The organism is Micromonospora sp. CPCC 206060, assembly GCF_036906895.1.
GTDB lineage: Bacteria > Actinomycetota > Actinomycetes > Mycobacteriales > Micromonosporaceae > Micromonospora.
Genome location: NZ_JBAKHU010000010.1, coordinates 40,162 through 66,430 on the forward strand (window position 1 = coordinate 40,162; position 26,269 = coordinate 66,430).

Annotated in this window: 23 protein-coding genes; 11 read left to right on the top strand and 12 right to left on the bottom strand. The window is 72.6% G+C overall.

The features are described from left to right. The first annotated feature begins 144 nt into the window (after positions 1 to 144). From V6U90_RS10300 to V6U90_RS10315, 4 genes are all read left to right on the top strand, one after another. Positions 145 to 2,817, top strand: coding sequence for a helix-turn-helix transcriptional regulator (locus V6U90_RS10300; protein ID WP_334433891.1), 2,673 nt, complete (start codon positions 145 to 147; stop codon positions 2,815 to 2,817). A 78-nt stretch (positions 2,818 to 2,895) separates the two neighbouring features. Further along, the gene (locus tag V6U90_RS10305) at positions 2,896 to 4,182 is read left to right on the top strand and encodes a nicotinate phosphoribosyltransferase (RefSeq protein ID WP_334433893.1); all 1,287 of its coding nucleotides are present in this window, start codon (positions 2,896 to 2,898) and stop codon (positions 4,180 to 4,182) included. A 31-nt stretch (positions 4,183 to 4,213) separates the two neighbouring features. Next, complete coding sequence (locus V6U90_RS10310) at positions 4,214 to 4,795, top strand: isochorismatase family protein (RefSeq protein ID WP_334433895.1); 582 nt, start codon at positions 4,214 to 4,216, stop codon at positions 4,793 to 4,795. 42 nt (positions 4,796 to 4,837) lie between these two features. Beyond that, positions 4,838 to 6,145, top strand: a complete 1,308-nt coding sequence (locus tag V6U90_RS10315) for an MFS transporter (protein WP_334433897.1) — start codon at positions 4,838 to 4,840, stop codon at positions 6,143 to 6,145. 319 nt (positions 6,146 to 6,464) lie between these two features. On the opposite strand, the gene ctaD is transcribed toward V6U90_RS10315, so the two are convergent. From ctaD to eda, 4 genes are all read right to left on the bottom strand, one after another. Further along, positions 6,465 to 8,225 (bottom strand): aa3-type cytochrome oxidase subunit I, encoded by a 1,761-nt coding sequence (ctaD, locus tag V6U90_RS10320; protein ID WP_334433899.1) that lies wholly within the window; start codon positions 8,223 to 8,225, stop codon positions 6,465 to 6,467. A gap of 155 nt (positions 8,226 to 8,380) precedes the next feature. Further along, complete coding sequence (locus V6U90_RS10325; protein WP_334433901.1) at positions 8,381 to 9,508, bottom strand: FAD-dependent monooxygenase; 1,128 nt, start codon at positions 9,506 to 9,508, stop codon at positions 8,381 to 8,383. Positions 9,509 to 9,602: 94 nt separating this feature from the next. Continuing rightward, positions 9,603 to 10,700, bottom strand: coding sequence for a sugar kinase (locus V6U90_RS10330; RefSeq protein WP_334433903.1), 1,098 nt, complete (start codon positions 10,698 to 10,700; stop codon positions 9,603 to 9,605). 5 nt (positions 10,701 to 10,705) lie between these two features. Beyond that, positions 10,706 to 11,371 (bottom strand): bifunctional 4-hydroxy-2-oxoglutarate aldolase/2-dehydro-3-deoxy-phosphogluconate aldolase, encoded by a 666-nt coding sequence (eda, locus tag V6U90_RS10335; protein ID WP_334433905.1) that lies wholly within the window; start codon positions 11,369 to 11,371, stop codon positions 10,706 to 10,708. 53 nt (positions 11,372 to 11,424) lie between these two features. Between eda and V6U90_RS10340 the strand changes: the two genes are divergently transcribed. Beyond that, entirely contained in the window at positions 11,425 to 12,201 is a 777-nt protein-coding gene (locus V6U90_RS10340) for an IclR family transcriptional regulator (protein WP_334433907.1), read from the top strand. 159 nt (positions 12,202 to 12,360) lie between these two features. Next, positions 12,361 to 13,494, top strand: a complete 1,134-nt coding sequence (locus tag V6U90_RS10345) for a GH12 family glycosyl hydrolase domain-containing protein (protein ID WP_334433909.1) — start codon at positions 12,361 to 12,363, stop codon at positions 13,492 to 13,494. A 126-nt stretch (positions 13,495 to 13,620) separates the two neighbouring features. Here V6U90_RS10345 and V6U90_RS10350 read toward each other — a convergent pair whose 3' ends face one another. The 3 genes from V6U90_RS10350 to V6U90_RS10360 form a co-directional block, all read right to left on the bottom strand. Continuing rightward, entirely contained in the window at positions 13,621 to 14,475 is an 855-nt protein-coding gene (locus V6U90_RS10350; RefSeq protein WP_334433911.1) for an NAD(P)-dependent oxidoreductase, read from the bottom strand. Then, positions 14,472 to 15,437 carry a hypothetical protein gene (locus tag V6U90_RS10355; protein ID WP_334433913.1) on the bottom strand — a complete coding sequence of 322 codons (966 nt, stop codon included), beginning with the start codon at positions 15,435 to 15,437 and terminating at the stop codon, positions 14,472 to 14,474. The genes V6U90_RS10350 and V6U90_RS10355 overlap by 4 nt, the downstream gene beginning before the upstream one ends. Positions 15,438 to 15,612: 175 nt before the next feature. Then, complete coding sequence (locus V6U90_RS10360) at positions 15,613 to 16,395, bottom strand: aldo/keto reductase (protein WP_334433915.1); 783 nt, start codon at positions 16,393 to 16,395, stop codon at positions 15,613 to 15,615. Between the two features lie 98 nt (positions 16,396 to 16,493). Here V6U90_RS10360 and V6U90_RS10365 point away from each other — a divergent pair, with 98 nt between their 5' ends. Then, the gene (locus V6U90_RS10365) at positions 16,494 to 17,567 is read left to right on the top strand and encodes a DNA polymerase ligase N-terminal domain-containing protein (protein ID WP_334433917.1); all 1,074 of its coding nucleotides are present in this window, start codon (positions 16,494 to 16,496) and stop codon (positions 17,565 to 17,567) included. A 77-nt stretch (positions 17,568 to 17,644) separates the two neighbouring features. Here V6U90_RS10365 and V6U90_RS10370 read toward each other — a convergent pair whose 3' ends face one another. The 4 genes from V6U90_RS10370 to V6U90_RS10385 form a co-directional block, all read right to left on the bottom strand. Continuing rightward, positions 17,645 to 19,444: a glycoside hydrolase family 15 protein gene (locus V6U90_RS10370; protein WP_334433918.1), complete on the bottom strand. Its 1,800-nt coding sequence runs from the start codon at positions 19,442 to 19,444 to the stop codon at positions 17,645 to 17,647. A gap of 40 nt (positions 19,445 to 19,484) precedes the next feature. Beyond that, positions 19,485 to 19,877: a cupin domain-containing protein gene (locus V6U90_RS10375; protein WP_334433920.1), complete on the bottom strand. Its 393-nt coding sequence runs from the start codon at positions 19,875 to 19,877 to the stop codon at positions 19,485 to 19,487. Between the two features lie 351 nt (positions 19,878 to 20,228). After that, on the bottom strand, positions 20,229 to 20,642 hold the full coding sequence (locus V6U90_RS10380) for a hypothetical protein (RefSeq protein ID WP_334433922.1): 414 nt from the start codon (positions 20,640 to 20,642) through the stop codon (positions 20,229 to 20,231). A 215-nt stretch (positions 20,643 to 20,857) separates the two neighbouring features. After that, positions 20,858 to 21,307 (bottom strand): septum formation initiator, encoded by a 450-nt coding sequence (locus V6U90_RS10385; RefSeq protein ID WP_334433924.1) that lies wholly within the window; start codon positions 21,305 to 21,307, stop codon positions 20,858 to 20,860. A 102-nt stretch (positions 21,308 to 21,409) separates the two neighbouring features. Here V6U90_RS10385 and V6U90_RS10390 point away from each other — a divergent pair, with 102 nt between their 5' ends. From V6U90_RS10390 to V6U90_RS10400, 3 genes are all read left to right on the top strand, one after another. Next, entirely contained in the window at positions 21,410 to 22,105 is a 696-nt protein-coding gene (locus tag V6U90_RS10390; RefSeq protein ID WP_334433926.1) for a response regulator transcription factor, read from the top strand. Continuing rightward, positions 22,102 to 23,373, top strand: coding sequence for a sensor histidine kinase (locus V6U90_RS10395; RefSeq protein WP_334433928.1), 1,272 nt, complete (start codon positions 22,102 to 22,104; stop codon positions 23,371 to 23,373). The genes V6U90_RS10390 and V6U90_RS10395 overlap by 4 nt, the downstream gene beginning before the upstream one ends. Positions 23,374 to 23,477: 104 nt before the next feature. Then, entirely contained in the window at positions 23,478 to 23,981 is a 504-nt protein-coding gene (locus V6U90_RS10400; RefSeq protein WP_334433930.1) for a PepSY domain-containing protein, read from the top strand. A 94-nt stretch (positions 23,982 to 24,075) separates the two neighbouring features. On the opposite strand, the gene V6U90_RS10405 is transcribed toward V6U90_RS10400, so the two are convergent. Beyond that, positions 24,076 to 24,969 carry a sulfotransferase domain-containing protein gene (locus V6U90_RS10405; RefSeq protein ID WP_334433932.1) on the bottom strand — a complete coding sequence of 298 codons (894 nt, stop codon included), beginning with the start codon at positions 24,967 to 24,969 and terminating at the stop codon, positions 24,076 to 24,078. A gap of 103 nt (positions 24,970 to 25,072) precedes the next feature. Here V6U90_RS10405 and V6U90_RS10410 point away from each other — a divergent pair, with 103 nt between their 5' ends. Beyond that, positions 25,073 to 26,212, top strand: coding sequence for a beta family protein (locus V6U90_RS10410; protein ID WP_334433934.1), 1,140 nt, complete (start codon positions 25,073 to 25,075; stop codon positions 26,210 to 26,212). The last annotated feature ends 57 nt before the right edge of the window (positions 26,213 to 26,269 follow it).

Genomic DNA, 26,269 nt, shown 5'->3' on the forward strand with positions numbered 1-26,269 from the left:
ATCCCCTGGGACCGGCTGCCGGAAGATTACGGCCGTTTACCGCGATACGGGCACTCTCCGGTACTCAGCGGTAACGGTAAGCTTACTCAACTTCGCTCCGTGATGGGGTGCTCCTGGAGGGAGTTCGGTCGATATGCTGCGCCGGTGAACCCGTGGAGCTTCGTCGGGCGGTCCGCCGAACTGCGTCGGCTGACCGCCGCCGCGACCGGGGAGACCGGCCGGGGACTCTTCATCAGCGGCATCGCCGGGATCGGCAAGAGCCGGCTGCTCCGCGAAGGGATCGAGGCGCTGTCCACCGACCGGTACGCGGTCTGGCTGGCCTCGGCCAACGTCGCCACCGCCGGGCTGCCCTTCGGTGGTCTCGTCCAGATCCTCCCCGCCGACCAGCCCCGGGGCCTGTCCCCGGCGGCCATCCTGCGCTGGGCGCTGGACGCCCTGCACCAGCAGGCGGCCGGGCGGCCCATCGTGCTCGGCGTGGACGACGCGCACCTGCTGGATCCCTCCTCGGCCGCACTGGTCTACCTCCTCGCCCGGTCGGAGCAGGCGACCGTGCTGGGTACCCTGCGCAACGGCGAGCAGCTTCCGCTGCCGATCCGTGCCCTCTGGACCGACGACCTGGTCGACCACACCGAACTGGCGCCACTCGACGTCACGGACACCGCGAGCCTGCTCGCCGCGATCCTGGGCGGCCCGGTCGACCACCCCTCGGCCGAACGGTTGTGGCGGTTGTCCGGGGGCAATCCGCTGCTGGTCCGGGAGCTGGTCCTGGCCGCCAACGCCAGCGGGGAACTCACCCGCAGCTACGAGGTCTGGCGGTGGACCGGCCGGCTGGAACTGGCACCCAGCCTCACCGATCTGATCGACGCCCGGATCGGTCAGCTCACCCCGGAGGTCCGGACGGTGGTGGAGCTGGTCGCATTCGGCGAACCGATCGGTCTGACCCTGCTGTCCCGGGCGACCGACCAGACGGCCGTGGAGACCGCCGAGGAGCGCGGCCTGATCGCCGTGGTGCGCAACGACCGGCGCAGCAACGTCCGGCTGGCCCATCCGCTCTACGGCGAGGTGGTGCGCCGGCAGTGCCCGGTGAGCCGTACCCGGAGGTTGGCCGGCCAGCTCGCCGACCTGCTGGAGGGGACCGGCAAGCGCCGCCGGGACGACCTGCTCCGGGTGGCGGTCTGGCGGCTGGACTCGGGTAGCACCCAGGATCCGGCGCTGCTGGTCAACGCCGCCACCCAGGCGTTCGGCCGGTACGACGTGCCGTTGGCCACCCGGCTGGCCCGGGCGGCGCTCGACGCCGAGGGCGGGTTCGACGCGGCGGAGCTGCTCGCCACCATCCTGATGTTCGGGGACCAGCCGGATGAGGCGATCCGCGTACTCGACCGGGTGGCCGGGCTGGTCAGCAACGGCGGGCGACGCAGCCGGTGGCTGACCGTCCGGGCCATGGTCAGCTACTGGGGACTGAGCCGCGAGTCCACCGTGGAGGAGATGGCGGCCAGTGCGGCGGAGCTGGCCGACCCGGCGGACCACGCCCGGGTCAGCGCCTTCGAGGCGATCATGCGGCTGCACCGGCTGGACACCGCGACCGCGCTGCGCCTGGCCTGGGCGGTACTCGACCGGCCGGCGGCACCGGTGGCCGCCCGCGAGCTGGCCCGGTGCACCATCGCCCATCTCCAGGCCGCCCGGGGCGAGTTGACCGCGAGCGGCCGGGCGATCGCCGCCGTGGAGGCGGACGCCGCCAGGTGGCGGGGGGACATGCCCTACCTCCAGCTCGCGTTGGAGTTGGCCCGGGGGACCCGGCTGGCCCTCGCCGGTGACCTGGCCGGGATCGACGCCATCGTGGCCGCCGAGTTCGCCGACCTGGCCGACGCCGGTGACTTCCGGCTCGGTTCCGGTTACCTGTCGATCCTGCGGGCGTACGCGGCCCGGATGCGGGGACGGACCGCCGACGCGCTGCGGGCCAGTCTCGGCGCCTGTGCCGTGCTGGCCACCAGCCGGGTGTACGCCGGGCTGGCCCACACCGAACGGGCCCAGGCGGCGGCGCTGCGGGGGGACACGGCCCAGGCGGCGGAGGCGATGGCCGAGTCCGACCGGGCGCAGGCCCCCGGGATGGCGGTGCTGTACCCGTGGCGGGAACAGGCCCGGGCGGCGACCCTGGCCGCCGGGGGTGACCTGGCCGGCGCGGTGCGGGTACTGACCGCGCTGGTCCAGCGCCTACAGGTGGACGGTTTCGCCGGGCACGAGGTGCTGGCCCTGCACGACCTGGTCCGATACGGCCGGCCGAACGCCCCGGTGGGTCCGACCGAGGACAGCCGGTGGACCGTGTCCTGGCGGCTGACCGACCTGGCCGGATCGGTCGACGGGGTGCTGCCCCCGCTGCTGGCCCGGCATGCCTGGGCCGCCGCGCACGGTGCCGGTGAGGAACTGCTCGACATCGCCGACCGGTTCGCCGGGCTCGAACTGCACGTCTGGGCGGCCGAGGCGGCGGCCACCGCCGTGTCGACGCTGCGTCGGGCCGGTGGACCGCCCCTGGCGGCGGCCCAGCAGCGCCTCGGCGACCTGCTCGCCGCCATCGACGAACTCCGTACCCCGGCACTCGCCACCGGGCAGCCGGCGCTGACCGCCCGGGAGCACCAGATCGCCCGGCTGGCGGCGGACGGCACCGCCAGCCGCACCATCGCGGAGCAGCTCTTCCTCTCCCCCCGGACGGTGGAGAACCATCTGCAACGGGTCTACAGCAAACTCGGGGTGACCGGGCGCAACGAGCTACGGATGGCCCTACGGGCGATGCCGGACCGCAGCGTCACCGCCGCAGAGTAGGAGCGACCGGCAGTAGGGCGGTGGCCGCCGCAGCCCCGCCAGTCCTATCGCCGGACGCGCTGACCCTAGGCTGTGCTGGTGAGCATCTTCCGCCCCGCGCTGCTGACCGACCACTACGAGCTGACCATGGTGAGTGCCGCCCTGCGCGACGGCACGGCCGACCGGCACTGCGTTTTCGAGGTGTTCGCGCGCCGGCTGCCGACCGGTCGCCGCTACGGTGTGGTGGCCGGTACCGGTCGCCTGATGGAGCTGGTCCGGGAGTTCCGTTTCGACGCCGACGAGATCGCCTTCCTGCGCCGGACCGGGGTGGTGGACGCCGAGGCCGCCGAGTGGCTCACCAACTACCGCTTCACCGGCGACATCGACGGGTACGCCGAGGGGGAGCTGTTCTTCCCCGGCTCGCCGGTCCTCACCGTCTCCGGCACCTTCGCCGAGTGCGTGGTGCTGGAGACCCTGGTGCTCTCGGTGCTCAACCACGACTGCGCGGTGGCTGCGGCGGCCGCCCGGATGGTGACCGCGGCGCGCGGGCGCACCCTGATCGAGATGGGGTCGCGCCGGGCCCACGAGGAGGCCGCAGTGGCCGCCGCCCGTGCCGCTTACCTGGCCGGGTTCGGGTTCACCTCCAACCTGGCGGCGGGCCAGCGGTACGGCATCCCCACGGCGGGCACCGCCGCGCACGCGTTCACCCTGCTGCACGACGACGAGCGGGCGGCGTTCGCCTCGCAGGTCGCCACGCTGGGCAGGGACACCACGCTGCTGGTCGACACGTACGACATCAGCCAGGGCATCCGGAACGCCATCGAGGTGGCCGGGCCGGAGCTGCGGGCGGTCCGGATCGACTCGGGCGATCTGGCCGTGATCGCCCAGCAGTCCCGGGAGCTGCTCGACTCCCTTGGCGCCACCGAGACCAAGATCATAGTCTCGGGTGACCTCGACGAGTACGCCATCGCCGCGCTCGCCGCCGAGCCGGTCGACATGTACGGTGCCGGAACCGCCGTGGTCACCGGGTCCGGTGCCCCCACGGCCAGCCTGGTCTACAAGCTCGTCGAGGTCGACGGGCGGCCGGTGGTCAAGCGGTCGGAGAACAAGGGCACCATCGGCGGACGCAAGGTCGCGGTCCGCCGGCACAAGCCGACCGGCACGGCGACCGAGGAGGTCATCGTGCCGCAGGGCGTACCGGACCGGCAGCCCAACGACCGGCTGCTACAACAGTCTTACCTGGTGGCCGGCGAGCCGGTGGGGCTGCCCGGCCTCGCCGAGTCGCGGGACCACCTGCGGCAGTGTCTGATCTCCATCCCGTGGGAGGGGTTGAAGCTCTCCGCCGGGGATCCCGCCCTTCCCGTCACCGTCGTACCTGCGGGCTGAGGCGTACCGCGCGAACCGAGAGGAGTGCCCGATGGGCAGCGCGTTGATCATTGTGGACGTGCAGAACGACTTCTGCGAGGGTGGCTCCCTCGCCGTCGCGGGCGGGGCCGGGGTGGCCGCCGGGATCTCCCGGCTGCTGTCCACCCGGCCGGACCGGTGGGACCACGTGGTGGCGACCAAGGACTACCACGTCGACCCGGGCCCGCACTTCGGCAACCCGCCGGACTTCGTCGACTCCTGGCCGGTGCACTGTGTGGTCGGCACGCCCGGCTCTGAGTTCCACCCGGAGCTGGACACCACCCGGATCGAGGCGATCTTCCACAAGGGCGAGCACGCGGCGGCGTACTCCGGCTTCGAGGGGCACACCGACGGTGGGGAGTGCCTCGCCGACTGGCTGCGCCGGCACGACGTGGACCGGGTGGAGCTGGTCGGCATCGCCACCGACCACTGCGTACGCGCCACCGCGCTGGACGCCGCCCGGGAGGGCTTCGACACCACCGTGCTGCTGGAGCTGACCGCCGCGGTGGCCGCCCCGACCACCGACGTCGCCCTGCGGGCGATGGAGGGCGCGGGGGTCACCCTGGCGGGTGCTCCTGTGATCAATCCCGCCTGAACAGCCAGGTCACTGGCGCCACGGTCGTAGCCCCGGGGCAGGATGGCACCGGAGGTACGGACCGTCGCGAACTTGAAGCCTTACCGGCAGGCGCTCGCCCTGCCCGGACTACGCCCGCTGCTGCTGGTGTCGGTGCTCGCCCGCATCCCGTTCACCGCCACCAGCCTGGCGTTGACCTTCTACGTCCTGCTCGAACTGGAGCGGGGGTACGGGGCGGCCGGGCTGGTCGGCGCGGCCATGACAGTGGGCGCGGCGCTCGGCGCCCCGCTGCTGGGCCGGCTGGTCGACCGGTACGGGCTGCGCCCGGTGCTGGCCCTGACCACCGTCACCGAGGCGGTCTTCTGGTCCACCGCCGCGTTCCTGCCGTATCCGGTGCTGGTCGGCGCCGCCTTCCTCGGCGGTCTGCTGAACCTGCCGCTCTTCTCGGTGATCCGGCAGTCCATCGCCGCGATCGCCCCGCCCGACCACCGTCGGCCGGCGTACGCGCTGGACTCCATGTCGGTCGAGTTGTCGTTCATGATCGGGCCGGCCCTCGCGGTCGCGCTGGCCACCAGCTTCTCGCCGCACCTCACCCTGTACGCCGTGGGCGCCGGCATCGTGGGCTCCGGGATCATCCTCTTCCTGCTGAATCCCCCCACCCGGGGCAACGACGAGCCGGCGGGTCCGGTCCGTCCGCCGAGCCGGCGTACCTGGTTGACCCCCCGGCTGCTCGGCGTCCTCGCGGTCAGTGCCGCCTGCACCCTGGTACTCGGTGGCACCGACGTGTCGGTGGTGGCGGCGCTGCGCGACGGCGGCGAGGTCGGCTGGACCGGTCTGGTGCTGACCATCTGGGCCGTCGCGTCACTGGTGGGCGGTTTCGCCTACGGTGCGCTCACCCGGCCGGTCCCCCCGCTGATGCTGTTGGCGGGGCTGAGTCTGACCACCATCCCGATCGGCCTGGGCGGCGGGAACTGGTGGCTGCTCTGTCTCGCATTGGTACCCGCCGGTCTGCTCTGCGCGCCGACCATCGCCGCGACCGCCGACACGGTGAGCCGCCTGGCGCCGGCCGGGGCGCGGGGCGAGGCGATGGGGCTGCACGGCTCGGCGATCACCGTCGGCGTCGCCCTGGGGGCTCCCCTGGCCGGCGCGGTCATCGACCGCACCGCTGCCGGCTGGGGGTTCGCGGTGACCGGTCTGATCGGTCTCCTGGTCGCCCTCGCCGTGCTCCCCGCCGAGTTGCATCGTCGCCGCGCGGCAACGGAACACGCCGCAGCGGAGCGGGCCGTTCCGGACCGCACCGCCGGGGACCACCGGAAACAGTCCCCCACGCCAAACGATCCGCCCGGTGACCTGGTCGGCATCGAACGCTGAAGGGTCGATGTAAGTGCCCCGGGCCGCTCCCGGTGGACCGGGGCCACGCCCTGATCCGTCGCCTGTCGAGCTGCACCGTCTGTGCCAGCAACCCGCCGAACGACCGGCCCCACTGGTCGGGGGAATCTTGATCGTTTGTCGTTGAGCGGTCTGACACGCCGACCGAAGTGCAGCTGAGTTGCAAACGATCAAGGGCCGATGACGGCAAGTGACGGACGAGACGGGAAGCAACGGCGGCGGGGGCAGTGACACAAAGAGGGGGCGCCGCCCCGGTCCCCCGGGACGGCGCCCCCTTCCACGCAGTCGGTGCTACCGCCGGTCAGCGCCGGTCGAGGTCGCTCTCCACGTCCTCCTGGTAGCTGGCGCCACCGTCGGACTCGCTGGTCAGCGGCTTGGCGCCACCCTCCGGCGGGCCGGCGAGCGACTGGCCACCGGCGGCCAGGTGCGGGAACTTCACGTCGAAGGCCGGCCGCTCGGAGCGGATCCGCGGCATCCGGTCGAAGTTACGCAGCGGCGGCGGGGAGCTGGTGGCCCACTCCAGCGAGTTGCCGTGACCCCACGGGTCGTCGACCTCGACCACCGGGCCGGTCTTGTACGACTTCCAGCAGTTGTAGATGAACGGCAGGGTCGAGATACCGGTGATGAACGCGCCGATCGTGGAGATCACGTTCAGGTTGGTGAAGCCGTCGCTGGGCAGGTAGTCAGCGTACCGCCGGGGCATGCCCTCGTTACCGAGCCAGTGCTGCACCAGGAAGGTGGTGTGGAAGCCGATGAAGGTCAGCCAGAAGTGGATCTTGCCGAGCCGCTCGTCGAGCATCCGGCCGAACATCTTCGGGAACCAGAAGTAGATACCGGAGAAGACCGCGAAGACGATCGTGCCGAAGAGCACGTAGTGGAAGTGCGCCACCACGAAGTACGAGTCGGAGACGTGGAAGTCGATCGGCGGGCTGGCCAGTAGCACGCCGGAGAGACCGCCGAAGAGGAAGGTCACCAGGAAGCCGACCGCCCAGAGCATCGGCGTCTCGAAGCTGATCTGACCGCGCCACATGGTGCCGATCCAGTTGAAGAACTTCATACCGGTCGGTACGGCGATCAGGAAGCTCAGGAACGAGAAGAACGGCATCAGCACCTGGCCGGTGGCGAACATGTGGTGGGCCCACACGCTCAGGGAGAGACCGGCGATGGCGATGGTCGCCGCGACCAGACCCTTGTAGCCGAAGATCGGCTTGCGGGAGAAGACCGGGATGACCTCGCTGATGATGCCGAAGAACGGCAGCGCGATGATGTAGACCTCGGGGTGCCCGAAGAACCAGAAGAGGTGCTGCCAGAGCAGCGGTCCGCCGGTGGCCGGGTCGTAGACGTGGGCCCCGATCATCCGGTCCGCGGCGAGCGCGAAGAGCGCGGCGGCGAGCAGCGGGAAGATCAGGATCGCCAGCAGGCTGGTGACCAGCATGTTCCACGTGAAGATCGGCATCCGGAACATGGTCATGCCCGGGGCGCGCAGGGTCAGGATCGTGGTGATCATGTTGACCGAGCCGAGGATGGTGCCCAGACCGGAGATGGCCAGACCGACGACCCACATGTTGGCGCCGACGCCGGGCGAGTGCTCGGCGGTGCTCAGCGGGGTGTACGCGAACCAGCCGAAGTCGGCGGCGCCGCCCGGGGTGAAGAAGCCACCCATGGCCATCGTCCCGCCGAACAGGTACAGCCAGTAGGCGAAGCTGTTCAGCCGGGGGAAGGAGACGTCCGGCGCCCCGATCTGGAGCGGCACGAGGTAGTTGCCGAACGCGAACACGATCGGCGTCGCGAAGAACAGCAGCATGATCGTGCCGTGCATGGTGAAGAGCTGGTTGTACTGCTCCGGCGACAGGAACTGCATCCCGGGCCGCGCCAGCTCCGCGCGCATGAGCAGCGCCATGAAGCCGCCGATCATGAAGAACACGAAGGACGTGATCATGTACATGATCCCGATCTGCTTCGCGTCGGTCGTACGCAGCAGCCGCGCGATTGCCGAGCCCTTGACCGGCTGTCGGACCGGCCAGGGCCGCGTCACGATCGGCTTGGGTGCGACGGTGGTCACGAGTGGCCTCCGGTTCTCGTTCGTCCCACTCGGCACGCGCTGATGATCTGCGAGCCGTACTCCGCAGGCAGAATAGTCCCCAGCAGGTGGACACACCGCGCCGGGTGGCCGGGGAGTCGGTCGGGGTGGGTCCGGTGACCTGCTTGCCCGGGTACTCAGACCGGGTCGACCAGCAACCGGTAGTGCTCCTGGAAGATCCGTTCGCCGCGCCCGCGCAGCAGCGGGTCGCGCAGCGCCGGCGGCACGTCCCTGGTCCGGTCCCGGTCCCGGGTCCGGTCCAGCACCCATTTGGTACGCGGACGACGGCGACTCTCGTACGCGACCAGCGCCGCCTCGACCGTGTCGGCGGCGCCGAGCGACTCGGCGAGCACCACCGCGTCCTCCAGGGCCATCGCCACGCCCTGCGCGAGCGTCGGCGTGGTGGCGTGTGCGGCGTCACCGACGAGCACCACCCGTCCCCGCGACCAGCGGCCCAGCTCCACCTCACCGACCCGGGTGACGTCGACCCGGTCCAGCGCGTCCAGCACCCTCGGCACCGGGCCGCCGTAGCCGGCGAAGACCTCCCGCATCCGGGCCACCGGGTCGGTCGGCAGAACCGTGGCCACCTCGTCGGCATAGCAGTACAGCCGCCGGGCACCCATCGGGACCACCACGAACCCGGAGCGTTGGCCGAGCAGACCCGTCCACTCGTTGACCGACGGGCCGCCGCTGACCACCGCCCGGTACACGAGCTGGCCGACGGGGCGGGACGCGCCGCCGAGCGCGGCCAGCCCGCGCACCGTGGAGCGTCGGCCGTCCGCGCCGATCAGCAGGTCGTACTCGGCGGTGGCACCGTCGGTGAGGGTGGCCGTGACGGTCCCGGTCGACAGTGCGACGGAGCGGATACCGGTGCCGTAGCGCACCTCGCCGCCGGCACCGGTGAGCAGCACCCGGTGCAGTTCGGCACCGGGCAGCGCGCGGCACTCGCCGACCCCGGCCCAGAACCCGGTCAGGTCCACCTGGCAGAGCGGACTGCCGGCGGCGTCCAGGAAGTGCTGTCGGTGCACCACCTGACCGAGCGGCCGGACCGGCCCGTCGAGCCCCAGGCGGCGCAACGCCCGGATGGCGTTACCGGGCAGGTACGTCCCGGTGCACGGGTCCTCGTCCGGGCCGGACCGCTGCTCGATCACTTCGGGGCGGAATCCCGCCAACCGCAGGGCACGGGCCGTCGCCAGACCGGCGATACCCGCACCGACGACGAGGATGCGCAGGTTGGCAGGGCCAGCCGCGGACGCCAGGGCCATCGTGTGGATGCCTCCGGGGGGATCGGCACGCGTTGAAGGCAAGACACTACTCCGCGCAACCGCTCCTGCGGTAGGCCCGTTCGGCTCCAGACGATCAACGCTGGACGCGCGCCCCCGCCCCCCGGACGAGTGCCTGTACCTCCTTCAGGTTGACCATCGAGGTGTCGCCCGGGGTGGTCATCGCCAGCGCACCGTGCGCGGCGCCGTACTCCACCGCGCTGGCCAGGTCACCGTTCTCCAGGAGGCCGTAGATGAGACCGGAGGCGAAGCTGTCCCCGCCGCCCACCCGGTCGAGGATCTCCAGCCCCGGTCGGTGGGTGGCCTCGACGAAGCCGGTCGGCGCGGACCAGGCGACCGCACCCCAGTCGTTGACCGTCGCGGTCCGCACCGTGCGCAGGGTGGTGGCGACCACGGAGAAGTTGTCGTACTCCTTGGTGACCGCCTCGATCATCCGGCGGAAGTTCGCCGCGTCCAACTCGGCCAGGGACTCGTCGGTGTCCGGCACCTCGAAGCCGAGCGCGGCGGTGAAGTCCTCCTCGTTGCCGATCATCACGTCGACGTACCGGGCCAGACGCTGGTTGACCTCGCGGGCCCGCTCCGGCCCGCCGATCGCCGTCCAGAGGCTGGGCCGGTAGTTCAGGTCGTACGAGATGACCGTCCCGTGCCGGCGCGCGGCGGCCATCGCCGCCTCGACGGTGTCCGGGGTGGTCTCGGAGAGCGCGGCGTAGATGCCACCGGTGTGCAGCCAGCGGACGCCGAGCCCGCCGAAGAGGTGGTCCCAGTCGACGTCCCCGGCGCGGAGCTGACCGGCGGCGGTGTGCCCCCGGTCGGAGGTGCCGACGGCACCCCGGACGCCGAAGCCGCGCTCGGTGAAGTTGAGCCCGTTGCGCACGGTCCGGCCGGTCCCGTCGTAGGGCACCCACCTGATCAGGGAGGTGTCCACGCCACCGGTCAGGATCAGGTCCTCCAGCAGCCGGCCGACCTCGTTGTCGGCGAGTGCGGTGACCACGCCGGTCCGCAGCCCGAAGCAGCGGCGCAGGCCCCGGGCGACGTTGTACTCACCGCCGCCCTCCCAGGCCCGGAAGGTGCGGGCGGTACGGACCCGACCCTCACCCGGGTCGAGGCGGAGCATGATCTCGCCGAGCGAGACCAGGTCGTAGCGGCACTCCGCGGCGGGACGGATGGTGAGCACTGTTCTCAGACCTCCGGGTGGGGGCGGGCGGCGGTGACGGCGGCGGCGGTACGGCGGGTGACCTCGTCCCAGTTGCCGGCGGCGAGCAGGGCGGGGGCGACCATCCAGGTCCCGCCGACGGCGAGCACGGCCGGGTGGGCGAGGTAGTCGGCGAGGTTGGCGGTGCTGACCCCGCCGGTCGGGATGAACCGCACCGAGCGGAACGGTGCGGCCAGCGCGGCGACCATGGGCAGCCCGCCGAGTTGCTCGGCGGGGAAGAACTTGACGGTGTCGAGCCCGGCGTCGAGGGCCATCTGGATCTCGGTGGGGGTGGCGGTGCCGGGGAAGACCGGGACGCCGACCTCCTGGCAGTGCCGGACCACCCGGGGCGAAAAGCCGGGGCAGACCACGAACCGGGCCCCGGCGGCCACGGCCCGGTCGACCTGCTCGGGGGTGAGCACGGTGCCGGCGCCGACCAGCAGTTCGGGCCGCTCGGCCAGCACCCGGACGGTCTCCTCGGCGGCGGCGGTACGGAAGGTCACCTCGACCGAGGTGAGCCCACCGGCTAGCAGGGCGGTGGCGAGTGGCTCGGCCGACCGGGCGTCGTCGAGCACCACGACGGGGAGGATCCGGGCCGCGCCGATCTCATCCTTGACCGAGGCTGGCTGTTCAGCACCTCGAACGGTAGTCACATACGTGACCTTAGCCGGGCGACGGGCACTGTCAATCCCGCTAGAGTGACGCCATGACGACGGGTGAGGCGTTCCAGCCGGTGAAGTCGGCCGGTCGTGCGCTGGACGTGCTGGAGGCGCTGGCCGCCGCGCCCTCGGGGCGCTCGCTGGTCGAGCTGGCCCGGACTCTGGAAATCCCGAAGAGCAGCCTGCACGGCATCCTGCGGACCATGACCCAGCGCGGCTGGGTGGAGGCGGACCCGACCGGCAGCCGGTTCTCCCTCGGCGTCCGCGCCCTCCAGGTGGGCGCGGCCTACCTGGAGGCCGACGACACCACCGGCCTGCTGGGCGGGGTGCTCGACCAGCTCTCGGCCAGCTTCGGCGAGACCGTGCACCTGGGCCGCCTGGACGGGGCGCACATCGTCTACCTGGCCAAACGCGAGTCGGTGCATCCGCTGCGGCTGTACAGCGCGATCGGGCGCCAACTCCCGGCGCACGCCACCGCACTGGGTAAGGCCCTGCTCGCCGAGCGCCCCGACGAGGCCGTGGACCGGATGCTCAGCTGGCCGCTGCCGGCCCTGACCCGGCGGACCATCACCGATCCGGGGGAGCTGCACGCCGAGTTGGCCACCATCCGGTCGCAGGGGTACGCGGTGGACCACGAGGAGAACACCGAGGGCATCGTCTGCTTCGCGGTGGTGGTACCCCTGGCGGAGCCGGCGGTGGACGCGATCAGCCTGTCGATCCCGGTGGCCCGGCTCTCGGCGGGGATCCAGGAGCGGGTGGTGACCGCGCTGCGGGAGGCCGCCGGTCAGGTCCGGGCCGCCCGGGCGCTGCTCTCCGCGAGCTGAATCCGGTACGCCGTTCAGAATCCTGAACCACTCACCGAGAATCGCTAACCGGTGCAGTTGCGCTTGAGCAAGGGACATGTAAATGTGTCGCTATAATATGGGAGCGCTCCCGCACCTGACCCCGCCTGCTCGGGGCCCATCCCCGACCCAAGGAGCACCATGAGACGTCCCATCCGTGCCATCGCGGCGGCTGGTCTGCTCATCGCCGGCTCACTGGTCGCCGTCGCACTCGGCGGCAACGCATCGGCCGACACCCAGATCTGCGACCAGTACGGCTCCACCACGATCCAGCACCGGTACGTGGTGCAGAACAATCGCTGGGGCACCACCGCCACCCAGTGCATCAACGTGACCAGCACCGGCTTCTCGATCACCCGGCAGGACGGCGTGTCGCCGACCAACGGCGCCCCGGTGTCGTACCCGTCGATCTACGTCGGCTGCCACTACACCAACTGCTCCCCCGGCACCAACCTGCCCATGCAGGTCAGCCAGATCAGCAGCGCCACCAGCGAAATCAGCTACCACTACGTCAGCGGGGCCACCTACAACGCCTCGTACGACATCTGGCTCGACCCGACCCCGAAGACCAACGGGGTGAACCAGATGGAAATCATGATCTGGCTCAACCGGCAGGGCCCGATCCAGCCCATCGGCTCCCGGGTCGGCAACACCAACCTGGTCGGCCGCAGCTGGGAGGTCTGGCAGGGCAGCAACGGCGCCAACAACGTGATCTCCTACCTGGCGCCGTCCCCGATCAGCAGCCTCAACTTCAGCGTGCTCGACTTCATCAACGACGTCCGTAACCGGGGTGCGATCACCAGTTCCTGGTACCTGACCAGCATCCAGGCCGGGTTCGAGCCGTGGCAGGGCGGCGCCGGGCTCGGTGTCAACTCGTTCTCCGCCTCGGTCAACGGCGGTGGCGGCGGCAACCCGACCACCCCGCCGCCGACCACCACCCCGCCGCCGGCCGGCTCGTCCTGCACGGTGGCGTACGCCGCGACGTCGATCTGGAACAACGGCTTCACCGCCGACATCAAGATCACCAACACCGGCGCCAGCACCGTCAACGGCTGGGCGCTCACCTACAACCTGCCCAGCGGGCAACAGATCACCGGGGCGTGGGGCGCCACGGTGAACCAGAGCGGTTCGGCGGTGACCGCCCGCAACGTCGACTACAACGGCACCATCAACCCCGGCGGCACGGTCAGCTTCGGCTACCAGGCAAGCCTGAGCGGCAGCCACACCGCGCCGACCAACTTCGCGCTCAACGGGCTCGCCTGCACCCGGGCCTGACCCGCACCGGACCGCCCATCCCACCGCAGGGGCGGGTCGCCTACGGCGATTCGCCCCTGCGCCGTCGGTCGGCCTCCTCAGCCGTCGGCCCAGACCCCGCAGCCGCAGGTGGTGGCACGGGCCGGGTCAGGCACCGGCCTGGCGCAGGTGGGCCAGCAGGGCGCTGATGTCCCGGTCACCGAGGCCAGCATCGAGACCGGCGGCGTACCGGGCAGCGGCCCCGGCGACCACCCCGTCGGCGCGGGCGCCGTTGGCCAACGCCAGTCGCAGATCCTTCTCGGCGAGGCCGAGGGAGAACTGGGTCGGCAGCTCCGGGTCGGCCAACCGGGCCCGGACCCGGGGAACGAGTTTGCCGACCGCAGTACCGGCGAGGGCCTCCAGGGTCTGTTCGGTGCCCACCCCGAGCCGGTCCCCCAGCGCCAGTGCCTCCCCGACCAGGGCGAACGACGAACAGAGCGCGATGTTCACGATCAGTTTCACGGCCGCCCCGCTGCCCACCGGACCGGTGTGCTGCACGGAGCCGAGCACCGCCAACACCGGGCGTACCCGGTCCAGGATGTGCTCCTCGCCGCCGAAGAGGATGGTCAGCTCACCGGCCTCGGCGGCCGGCGTGCTGCCCTGTACCGGCGCGTCGGCGAAAGCCACCCCGGCGGGTAGCCGCCCGGCCAGCGCGGTCACCGCGTCCGGACCGATCGTCGACATGTCGACCAGTACGGCACCGTCGGCCAGCGCGCCGGCCGCCCCGTCGGCGCCGAAGAGCACCGCCTCGACCGCCTCCGGGCCGGTCAACATGGTGATCACCAGTTCCGCTCCGACCACCGCCGCAGCCGGCGTCGCCGCCACCCGGGCACCCGCCTCCGCCAGCGGTGTGGCCCGTTCCGGCGTGCGGTTCCACACCGTCACCTGGTAACCGGCGGCGACGAGCCGCCCGGCCATCCGCACACCCATCCGCCCCAGGCCGAGAAAGGCAATCCTCGTCATTCGGGGGAACCTATCGGCCCCGCCGGTTGCCGGGCAACGCGGCGCCCGGCGTACGGGGCGAGCAGGGCGGGCAGCCGGTCGGCGAAGTCGACCGGGAAGGTGTGCCCCACCCCGGGTACCCGGTCCAGGGCGCAGTCCAGGCCGGCCGCCCGCAGCTCGGCGACCGAGGTGAGCGCGTCGTCGCGTACCTCGTCGTCGGCATCGCCGAGCAGCACCCGCCCGGTCAGCCCGCGCCGGACCGCCGGACCGGTCAGGTCGGCGCCGAACTGTCCCGGCCGCAGGGCCGGCCCCACCACCAGGAACGCCACCGCTGGCCCGGTCAGCGCCCAGTGCACCGCCTGCCGGCCCCCGGCGGAGAAGCCGGCGGCAACCAGCGGCAGCCCGGAGGCATCGACGGCGGCCAGGGCGGACGCGATGTCGCGTACCCCGATCCGGTGGTCCGGCCAGGAGCGGTAGGTCGGCGTGCTGCGCTGGGTAGAGGTGACCGCGACCAGCAGCCAGCCGGCGTCCACCGCCGCCGCCCAGCACCGGGCCGCGTCCGGCGCCTCCTCGCCGGCACCGTGCAGCGCGACGAGTACCCCGACCGGGGTGCCGGCCGGGCGGCGGACCACCGGCGGTACGGGCTTTCCGGCCGCCGCCGACGCCCGGCCATGGGCCACCTCGACCAGCCGGTCGAACCCGTCGAGGGTCCGCAGCCCGGCCAGGTCGTCGTCGGTCACCAGCAGCCGCCGGTCCCACCACGCCCCCGCGTCGAGCGCCTCGATCAGCTCGGCCAAGGCCTCCGCCGGCCGACCGGCCAGGGCCAGCAGGCAGGCCACCGCGTGCGCCAGGTCGGCCCGCCAGCCCGGCAGACCGGGTACGGCGGCGCGGGCCAGCGCGGCGCCCTCGGCGTACCGCCCGGCGCGGTGGTGGGCGAACACCTGCTCCTCGACGGCCCGGTAACGGGTCCGGTCATCGGTCATCCGCCGATCAGATCAGGCCGGTCAACCGGTATACCGCCGGGCGGAGACAGGTGGCCGGTGTCAGCCCGGCTGGCAGCCAGCCGTCGTGTGCTGGCACAGCCGGTGCAGCTCGACAGGCCGCGAGTCGGAGGTATGCTGGACCGCCGCGTGACGCCCCTCGGGGCGGCCCCACGGCTCACCCGGCCAGCGCGTCGATCTCGGCGAGTTCGTCGGGGGCGAGCGAGAACCCGAAGACGTCGAAGTTGGTGGCGATCCGCTCCGGGGTGACGGACTTGGGGATGGCCACGAAGCCGTGCTCGACGTGCCAGCGGAGCACCACCTGCGCCGGGGTGACGCCGTGCGCCCCGGCGATCCGGGTCAGCACCGGGTCGGTCAGGTCGGTGGTCTTGAACGGGCTGTACCCCTCCAGCACCACGCCGCGCTGCCGGTGCTCGGCGGCCCGCTGCGGGTCGTACAGTCCCGGGCTCCACCGGATCTGGTTGACCGCCGGGGTCTCCCCCGTGGCGTCGATCAGCTCGTCGAGCTGGCCGGTGGAGTAGTTGCTGACGCCGACCGCCCGGGCCAGCCCGGCGTCCCGGAGGGCGAGGAACTCCCGCCACACGTCGACGCTCTCCCCCGCCGAGGGGGGCCAGTGGATCAGCCACAGGTCGACGTACCCGGTGTCCAGTGCGGTCAGGCTCGCCTGGAGCGTCGCGCGTTCCCGGCCCGCCCGGTCCGGCGGCAGTTTGGTGGTGATGAAGATGTCCTCGCGGGGCACCCCGCTGTCCCGGACCGCCCGGCCCACCTCGGCCTCGTTGCCGTACATGGTGGCCGTGTCGAGGTGCCGGTAGCCGATGTCCAGGGCGGTCCGGACCGCGTCGTACCCGGCCCGACCGCTCGCCTGCCAGGTCCCGAAGCCGACCAGCGGCATCCGGGTACCGCCGGGCAGGTCGACGGCGGGTTGCGCAGCGTTCGTCATGCCGACCCTGGTACCCGGTGACCGGGCCACCATGCGCGTGGCGGTCCCGGATCATCGGGCGCGCTGCGAGCCGGCCCGACCTGCCAGAGAATGCGGTCATGAGTGACCGGCTGCGGGAGTACCGGCGGAGGCGGGACGCCGCGCGGACCCCGGAACCGGTCCCGGCGCGTACCCCCCGCCGCAGCCGGGGCCGGGACCGGTTCGTCATCCAGCAGCACCACGCCCGCCGGCTGCACTGGGACCTGCGGTTGGAACGCGACGGGGTACTGGCGTCCTGGGCGGTGCCCCGGGGGCTGCCCCGGGACCCGGGCCGTAACCACCTGGCGGTGCACACCGAGGACCACCCGCTGGAGTACCTGGACTTCACCGGTGAGATCCCGGCCGGCGAGTACGGCGGCGGCCGGATGACCATCCACGACCGGGGCACCTACACCTGCGAGAAATGGCGTGACGACGAGGTGGTCGTGACCCTGGCCGGGGAGCGGACCAGTGGCCGGTACGTGCTGTTCGCCACCGGGGAACGGGACTGGATGGTCCGCCGGCTGGACCCGGCCCCGCCCGGCTGGAGCAGCATGCCCGAGTTGGTCCGGCCGATGCACCCGGTGCCGGCGGCGGAACTGCCGGCCGACGACGACCGGTGGGGGTACGAGCTGCGCTGGGACGGGGTCCGCGCGGTCGCCTACCTCTCCGGCGGACGGTTGCGGCTGCTCGCCGACGACGATGAGGAGATCACCTCGGCGTACCCGCAGCTACGGGACCTGGCCGAGGAGCTGGCTCCGGCCGAGATGGTGCTGGACGGGGTGCTGGTCGACGTCGACGCCGCCGGCCGGGTGCACCCGGTGCGACCACCCGACGGCGGGCGGCGCCGGGGTACCCGCTCCGCCCGGCGGGGGCCGGACGACCCCGGCGTCCAGTACCTGATCTTCGACCTGCTCTGGCTGGAGGGGATCACCAGCCTGGACCTGACCTACGCGCAGCGCCGGGAACTGCTCGACGGGCTGGCGCTGGCGGGCCCGCACTGGCAGACCCCGCCGCACTTCACCGGCGGGGGTGGGTACGCCCTGGCGACCAGTCGGGAGCAGGGGCTGCCCGGCATCGTGGCGAAGCGGCTGGACAGCCGGTACTCACCGGGCGAACGCAGTCGACAGTGGCTGCGCATCGACGTGCACTGAACCGGCGGACGGCGGGGCCGCGGACGGCGCCGGCCCCGGGACCTGATGGTCCCGGGGCCGGCAGTCACCACGGAGCGTTACACGGTGGACGGATCGGTCAGGCGCCAGGCCGCGTTGATCAGTCCGATGTGGGACAACGCCTGGGGCATGTTGCCGAGTTGGGCACCGCTGTCCAGGTCGACCTGCTCGGCGAACAGGCCCACGTCGTTGGCCCGGGTGACCACCTTCTCGAACAACGCCCGACCACGCTCGTACTCGCCGGCCATCACCAGGCACTCGACCAGCCAGAACGAGCAGAGCACGAAGCCGGCCGGATCGGTGGACCAGCGCCGGACCAGTCCGTCGGTGGTGCCCAGTTCCCGTTCGATGACGCCGATGGTGGCACGCATCCGGGGGTCGTCCGCCGGCAGGAAGTGCACCACCGGGAGAAACAGCACCGACGCGTCCAGTTCGGGCGAGCCGAACGATCCGGTGTACGCGCCGACCCGCTCGTTCCAGCCCTGCTCCAGCACCGCGGCCCGGATCTCGTCCCGGACCCGCGCCCACCGGGCCGGGTCGGCCCGGTCGCCGAGCCGGGGCGCCAGCCGGACCGCCCGGTCCAGGGCCACCCAGCAGAGCACCTTGGACGACACGTAGTGCCGGTCGGCGTCCCGGGTCTCCCACATCCCCCGGTCCGGCAGGTGCCAGGTCGCCGCGACCTGCCCGGCCAGGTCGATCACCATCTCCCGCAGTTCGACGTCCAGCTCCGCACCGAGCAGGTGGTGCAGCTGCCAGACCGCCGAGATCACCTCTCCGGGTACGTCAAGCTGGCGCTGTCGCCAGGCGTCGTTGCCGACCCGGACCGGCCGGCTGCCCGCGTACCCGGCGAGGTGGTCGAGTTCGCGCTCGGAAAGGTCCCGCTCCCCCGCCAGGCCGAACAGCACCGGCACCGGGGCGTACCCGATCCGACCGATCGAGCGGGCCACCCAGGCGAAGAGCCGGGACGCCTCGTCCGGGCAGGCCGCCACCCAGAACGCGCGTAGGGTCATCGCGAAGTCCCGTAGCCACGAGTAGCGGTAGTCGTAGTTGCGGTCCCCGCCGATCAGTTCGGGTAACGAGGTGGTCGGCGCGGCCACCACGGCGCCGCTGGGGGCGTAGGTCAGCCCCTGCAGGACGGTCGCACTGTGCCGGACCAGTGGGGCGTACCGCCCGTCGTAGCGGTGCGTCTGCCGGAACGCCTGCCACGCCCGGACCGTCTCGGCCAGGGCGTCGACCGGCTCCAGCACGGCCGGCGGCTCCCCGTAGGCCGGGGCGTAGGACAGGTCGAAACCGATCACCTGACCGGCGGAGACCTGGAACGGGGTGACCACCCGGCTGTCCCCGGGGCACAACGGCACCCCGGCCGCCCGCAGGGTGAGGGTGACCGGTCCGGCGGCGGCCAGCACCGTGCCGCCCGGCCGCCCGTGCAGGTACGGGGTGAGCAGACCGTACTCGGGCCGGGGCACGAACTCGCTGCACATCGGTACCGTCCCGCGCAGCCCCTCGACGACCCGCAGCAGCACCGCCGGGGAGTTCATGCCCAGCTCGTGGCCCCGGGCACCGGGTTGCGCGGCGAGCGCGTCGGTCACCGCGACACTGCCCTGCGGAGTGTCGTGCACGGTCCGTAGCACCAGGGTGTCCGGGTGGTACTCCCGGCGGACCCGGTACCCGGGCCGGCCCACTCCGGCCGGAGCCAGCGACCAGTATCCGGCGGCGGGGTCGAGGATCCGCCCGAAGACCGAGGGGCTGTCGAACCGGGACGGGCACCACCAGTCGACGGAGCCGTCCGGGCCGACCAGTGCACCCGAACGGCAGTCCGACAGGAAGCCGTAGTCGGCGATCTGCGGACGCTGCGGCACGCCGTGGCGTACCCGTCCCGGCGTACCGCAAACCGACGCCTCAGGCGGTGGGCGGCTCGTCCTTGCCGGCCGCCTCCAGTTCGTCCGCCTCCTCCTTGCTCCGGTGCACCGCCTGGTCGGCGTGCTCCGGCGGCCCGTAGACGGTGTAGAGCACCAGCGGGTTCGGGCCGGTGTTCACGAAGTTGTGCCTGGTGCCGGCCGGTACGACCACCAGGTCGCCCTGGGCCACCGGCTTCTTCTCGCCGGCGACCCGCGCCTCGCCCACCCCGCTGACGAAGGTGAGGATCTGGTCGGTGCCCTCGTGGACCTCCTCGCCGATCTCACCGCCCGGTGGGATGGTCATGACGACGAGCTGGGTCTGCTTCCCGGTCCAGAGCACCCGCCGGAAGTCCGGGCTCTTCTCGGCGACGGTGGCGATAGTGAAATGCTCCATGGGGCCGTCTTACCCGGCGGAGCATCCGGTCACGCACCGACGGAACCTGCCTCACCACCAGGTTTGTCCCCGGTGTCAGCGGGAAGAGAGTTCGGGACCGGCAGGACGGTACCGGTCGAGCCAGGTCCCCGCCGGCGTACCGCCGCAAGGGCTGCGGTGGTGGGAGACGGCCAGAGCGCGGCGACGCGACGACTACGGTCGGGCGCCGCCGCGCGCTCGTGTCCGGACCCGGCCGACCGTCCGTTCCCCGTCCGCCGGCCGGAGGTGGGAAAGGGCCGGTCCCCGCCACGGCCCGACCAGGGGGACCGGCCACGACGGGGACCAGCGGGGCGGACCGTCAACGGGTGGCTGTCACGAGGCGGCCACCATGTGGAAGGCGCGGTCGGCCAGGTTGCCGGCCCCGTCCCGGGTCTGCACGAAGGCGGCGTTCGGCACCCCGAACCGGCCGACCACGACCACCCGGCCGTCCGGCGGTGACCCGACGCTGCCGGTGAGCCCGGTGGTGGCGACGAAGGCCGAGCGGGTCATGTCGTGGCTGAAGGTGACCACGTAGGTGCCGACGGCGATGCGCGCGGCGGCGACGGCACCGAACCCGCGGACCAGGAGCCCGGTGGACTCGACCACCGCGAAGAAGACCTGTGCGGTGGGCGGCATGCCGGAGACGGTGGCGGGGACGAGTGCGGCGCCGGCCTCGCCGAGCTCGGCCTCGGTCGGTGGCGGCTGGTCGTGGATCTGATCGGTGGACTGCTGGGACTTGTCGGACATGGGGTGCTCCTTGCGTGGACGGGGTGGCGGGATCCGCGAGAGAAGGGTCCGCCCGGTACTGATCTGCCCAGGTTCTCCCTTTGAGCACGATCAATACTTATTTATGTCCATAGGTTATTCCGCCGGAGCACCGACCGGCCAGCGGCAAATTTGTACAATCTTGGACAGTAGGCCAGAAAAGCGAGCAAAGCTCAGCTATCATCCAGCAAGCTGCCTCAGTCGTCCGCGCCGATCACCGGTACGCCCCCGGAACAGACGATCCTGACCTCGGAGCGTCCACCCGGGCCGTCGAAGGTGACCTCCACGTCGTCGTCCGGGCCACGGTCCGCCTCCTCGACCCGGTAACCCTGCGCCGGCGCCCAGGACACCAGCCGGACCTCCCGCCCGGCACACTCGGCCACCACGCTGCCGCCCCGCGTCGCAAACGACCGCCGGGCACCCGAGTCCACCCCCGGGCCGGTCGGCCCGGCGGACGGGGATCCGGCATCCAGGGTCGGCTCCGGCGACCCGGCCAGCGCCCGTTCGACCTCGGCGGCATCGCGCACCCCGCCGGGCGTACCGGTGATGCTCTCCCCCACCAGCCGGATCGCGCCCAGCCCGATCCCGGTGGCGAGCACGGCGGCGGCCAACCAGCCCACGACGGCGAGGAGCGTACGGCGACCCATCCCCCGACTATGCCCGACCCTCAACTAAGACCCGGCCCGGTCACCCCTAACGGACGGTTAACGTCGTCGGCCGCCCCACCCGGACCGGCTAACCTGCGGAGGGTGGCCCGCCTGCTGCTGATCGAGGACGACCCGACCATCCGGATCCCCCTGCTCCGGGCACTCCGCGACCGTGGACACGCCGTCGCCGCCGCGACCGGCGCGATGGACGGCCTCCGCGACGCCCTCGACGACCGGCCCGACCTGGTCGTCCTCGACCTCGGTCTGCCCGACCTCGACGGCCGCGAACTGCTGCGGATGCTGCGCGCGGTGAGCCGGGTACCGGTCATCGTGGCCACCGCCCGTGACGACGAGACCGAGATCGTCCGGGTACTCGACGCGGGCGCCGACGACTACCTGGTCAAACCCTTCACCGCCGCGCAACTCGACGCCCGGATCCGGGCGGTGCTGCGCCGCTCCGCCCCCGCCGGGGGCACCGCAGAGCGCAACGTCGTCGTCGGCGGGCTGGTCATCGACCCCGGTGCCCGGGAGGTACGCCTCGACGGCGTCCCGGTCGGACTCACCCCCCGTGAGTTCGACCTGCTGCACCACCTCGCCACCCGGGCCGGTCAGGTGGTGACCAAACGGGAACTGCTCACCGAGGTGTGGCAGATCCCGTACGGCGGAGCGGACAAGACCGTCGACGTCCACCTGTCCTGGCTGCGCCGCAAGCTCGGGGAAACCGCACAGCAGCCGCGCTACCTGCACACCGTGCGCGGGGTCGGGGTACGCCTGGACGCACCGGAGCCGGGCCGGTGAGGCGGCGGCTGGCGCTGCTCGTCGCGGCCACCACCTGCCTGACCGTGATCGCCTTCCTGGTCCCGTTGGCGCTGCTGGTGCGTACCGTCGCCGAGGACCGGGCCACCGTCCGGGCGACCGCCGACGTGCAGGGCCTCGTCCCGGTGGTGGGTACCGCCGACCCGGAGACCGTCCGGCTCACCGTCGAGCAGCTCATCGCCGAGTCGGGGCGCCCGGTCAGCATCTTCCTGCCCGACGGGTCGGTGCTGGGCGCCCCGGCCGGCCGTACCCCGGCGGTGGCCCTCGCCGCGCGGGGACAGAGCCTGACCGCCCGGACCGACGACGGACGCGAGGTGGTCATCGCGGTACAGGGCCGGCCCGGCGGCACCACCGTGATCCGCACCGTGGTCGACGAGACCGAACTGACCAGCGGCGTCGCCCGGTCCTGGCTGGTACTGGCGGCGCTCGGCGTACTGCTGCTCCTGCTCGGCCTGCTGGTCGCCGACCGGCTGGCCCGCAGCCTGGTCCGGCCGATCGTGGCCCTCTCCGGGGTCTCCCACCGGCTCGCCAACGCCGAGCTGACCGCCCGGGCGACCCCGGCCGGCCCGACGGAGCTGCGGGAGGTGGCCGGCGCGCTGAACCACCTCGCCGACCGCATCCAGGTGCTGCTCCGCGAGGAACGCGAGCAGGTGGCCGACCTGTCCCACCGGCTGCGGACCCCGCTGACCGCGCTCCGGCTGGAGGCCGAGTCGTTGCGCGATCCCGACGACGTGGCCCGGATCACCGCCGGGGTCGACGCACTGGAGCGTACGGTCACCGGCCTGATCCGGCAGGCCCGTTGGCGGGCCGCACCGCCGACCACAGCCACCTGCGACGCCGCGACCGTGGTCGGCGAGCGGGTGGCGTTCTGGTCGGTACTCGCCGAGGACACCGGTCGCACGGTGACCCTGGACCTGGCCGGCGGCCCGCTGCCGGTGGGGGTGGCCGCCGACGACCTGGCCGCCGGAGTGGACGCGCTGCTCGCCAACGTCTTCGCACACACCCCGGACGGGACCGGTTTCCAGGTCCGGCTCGCCCCACAGGACGGTCGGGTGGTGCTGACCGTGGCCGACGAGGGACCGGGAATACCACCGGGACTGGTCCGGCGGGGGGTCAGCGGGAACGACTCCACCGGGCTCGGCCTGGACATCGCCCGACGGGCGGCGCAGACCAGCGGCGGCCGGCTGGAGCTGGGTACCGGGACCACCGGCGGTGCCGTCGTACGGCTGCACCTCGGACCGCCCCGCTGACCGGGTACGGGAACCTTAACCGGGCGTTAGGGTCCACACAGCGCACCGCTATCCGCCGACCGGGAATGCTCCAGAGGTAGTCACGGAGACCATCGGAGGTAACGATGAAGCGCACGTCCCTGATCGTGGCGGCCACCGGCGCCGCCGCCGTCCTCGCGGTGACCGGTACCGCCCTCGGCGTCACCACGGCCGGACGTGAGGGTGGACGGCCCGCGCTCGCCGCCGCGACGGTCGCCCCCACGCCGGACGGCCAGCCGTCGGTCGCCCCGTCGGCGACCGGTCCCACGCCCGGCGGCCCTGCCTCCACCGCTCCCGTGCCGACCGGCACCGCCCCGGCCACCGGTGACCCGGCGGCCGGTGACCAGGTCAGTCCGCAGCGGGCCGGTGAGATCGCCCTGGCCCGGGCCGGTGGCGGGCAGATCACCGAGATCGAGGCGGAGCGGGAGCACGACCGCGACGTGTGGAGTGTGGAGATCCTCAACGGCACGACCGAACACGAGATCGAGGTGGACCGGCACGACGGCTCGATCGTCAAGGCGGAGCAGGAGCCGGCCGACGACGACCGGGACGACACCGACGATGACGATGACGACCGGGACGACGACTGAGGGCGGACGTCCGACCGGCGCGGGGGCGCTCCCGATACCATCGGGGGCGCCCCGCCTCGTCAGCGCACCGAGCAGGTCAGCCCGCCGGGGGCGGTCAGCGGCCCCGGTGCAGCCAGTCCAGCAGGTCCGCCGGCACCGACCCGGCCACCCGGGCCCGGTACCGGGCCAGCTCGTCGGCGCTGAGCAGCTCCCGCCCGGCGCCGGAGCCGCCCCGGCGGAAGAAGGCGTCGCGGTCCTTGAACACGCCGAACGGGTCCGGCACGACCTGGTCGGCCCGGCGGCGCATCCGGTCGAAGGTCGCCGCCTCGACGAGCTGCGGCCAGACCGGTGCCGGAACCTCGATGCCGAGCCGGTCCGCCAGGTGGCGCATCTGGCCGGCCAGGTCCGCCGACAGGTCGTCGTAGTGCATCAGCACCACGTTCGGCTCGGCACGCCGGGCCCAGGCGTCCCGGTAGTGCAGGAGCACCCCGGGCAGGGAGTCCAGTTCCTCGCGCGGATCCACGTCCCGGTCGATCCAGGAGAGCAGCCACTCATGGGGATCCCGGCGACGCGGCGGTGGCCCGGCCGTCGCGGCCTGACCGGTCAGTTCGGCCAGGCGGGCCCGGTCGATGTTGGCACCCTGGTGGTAGAGGGAGACGGCCATGTCGAGCGGGTGCCGGGCGACCACCAGGTAGGTCACCCGGGGATCCTGCGGTAGCCCGTCCAACGGGGTGTGGGTCTTGATGAACCGGCGGTGCCGCTGGGCGGCGAGCCGGGCGTACACCTCGTCGCGCGGCTCCACCAGCCAGTCCAGCCACGGCGACAGCGTGGTCAGCGACGCCGGCAGCTCCGAGGTCTGCAGGACCAGCAGCGCGCAGATCATCTGTGCCCAGGTGGTACCACTCTTCGACCGGGTACTGATGACGATGTCCCCGTCCCGGAAGGGGAACCCGCTCCACCGGGCGCTGTCCTCGTCAGGGGATCGGTATCGGAAGGGTGCCTCGGGCATCGGTCGATGCTACGACCTGCCAGCAGGTCGGTCGCGCGAATTCCGGCCCGTCCCGCAACGCATCCACTCTGTGACATTCGCCGATGGATGGCTAGATTTAGGTATGGGGCCCGGCCACACCGACCGGACGGAACCGCTCTACCGTCCGATACTCCAGGGTGGACGCGGCGAGCTGGACGCGTTGGGCCACCTGGACGGCAGCAGCGTACCGCTGCTCACCCCGCTACTGGAGATCCCCGCCGGCCGGACCGCGCCGGACATCGCCGCCGACCTGCGCGCCCGGCTCCCCGGTGGACTCGTCGTCGGGGTCGATCCCGGCGGGGTACCGGATCCCGACCTGGCCCGCTGGGGCGTACCCCTGTTGCCGGTGATCGGGCTCGCGGAGAGCGACCAGCGGCTGGCCCGGCACGGCGAGGCGAGTCGGGCCTGGTTCCGTCGGGCCGTGGTGCGGTTACGGGCCCGGTCCGACCGGGGCGGGCCGGACGCCGCCACCGGATCGGTGGAACGCATCTGGCGGCTTACCGGCCTGGTACCCGAGCAGTGCGACCTGGTCATCGACCTGGCCGACGTCTGCTGCGCGGCGGATGTGCGGACCGCCGAGCCCCGGGCCCGCCGGCTGGTCGGCTGGGCCCACCGGCACGCGTGGCGCTCGGTGACCGTGACCGCTGGGGCGATGCCGCCCACCCTCGGCATGCTGCCGACCGACGAGGCGGCCCGGTTGCCCCGCTGGGACTGGCTGCTCTGGCAGCGCCTGGCCGATCTCCGGGTGGACTTCGGCGACTACGGCGTACGGTCCGCGCTGCCGACGTTCGACGTACCCGCCGACCGGCTGCCCACCATGGCCTACACCGCCGAGGAGACCTGGTGGATCTACCGGTGGTCGCGCCGCGGTGGCCGGGGTGACCACCGGTTCACCGATCTGTGCCGGACCCTGGTGTCCGCGCCGTACTGGCCGCCGGCCGGCGCCGGGTTCTCCTGGGGCGACCACGAGATCCTGCGCCGGGCCCGGCATGCGGCGGGCCCGGGGTCGACGAGCAACTGGACCGCGTGGAGCACCTCGCACCACCTGGCCCAGGTGCTGACCGACCTACGGCGGCCGGCGACACCGGGTCGGCAGCCGGGGCCCGGCTCCGAGTCGCCCGGCGTACGGCGGTCCGGCGACGGACGTCCGGGCCGGCAGGCAACCCGCGGCGGCCGGTTTAGCTGGCCACCCCGGGGCGGGGAGGACCGGCGGGCCGGTTGACGCCACCGGTCCTCCCGGCCGCGCCGGCCGGGTCGTCCCGATCCTGCTGGCTGATGT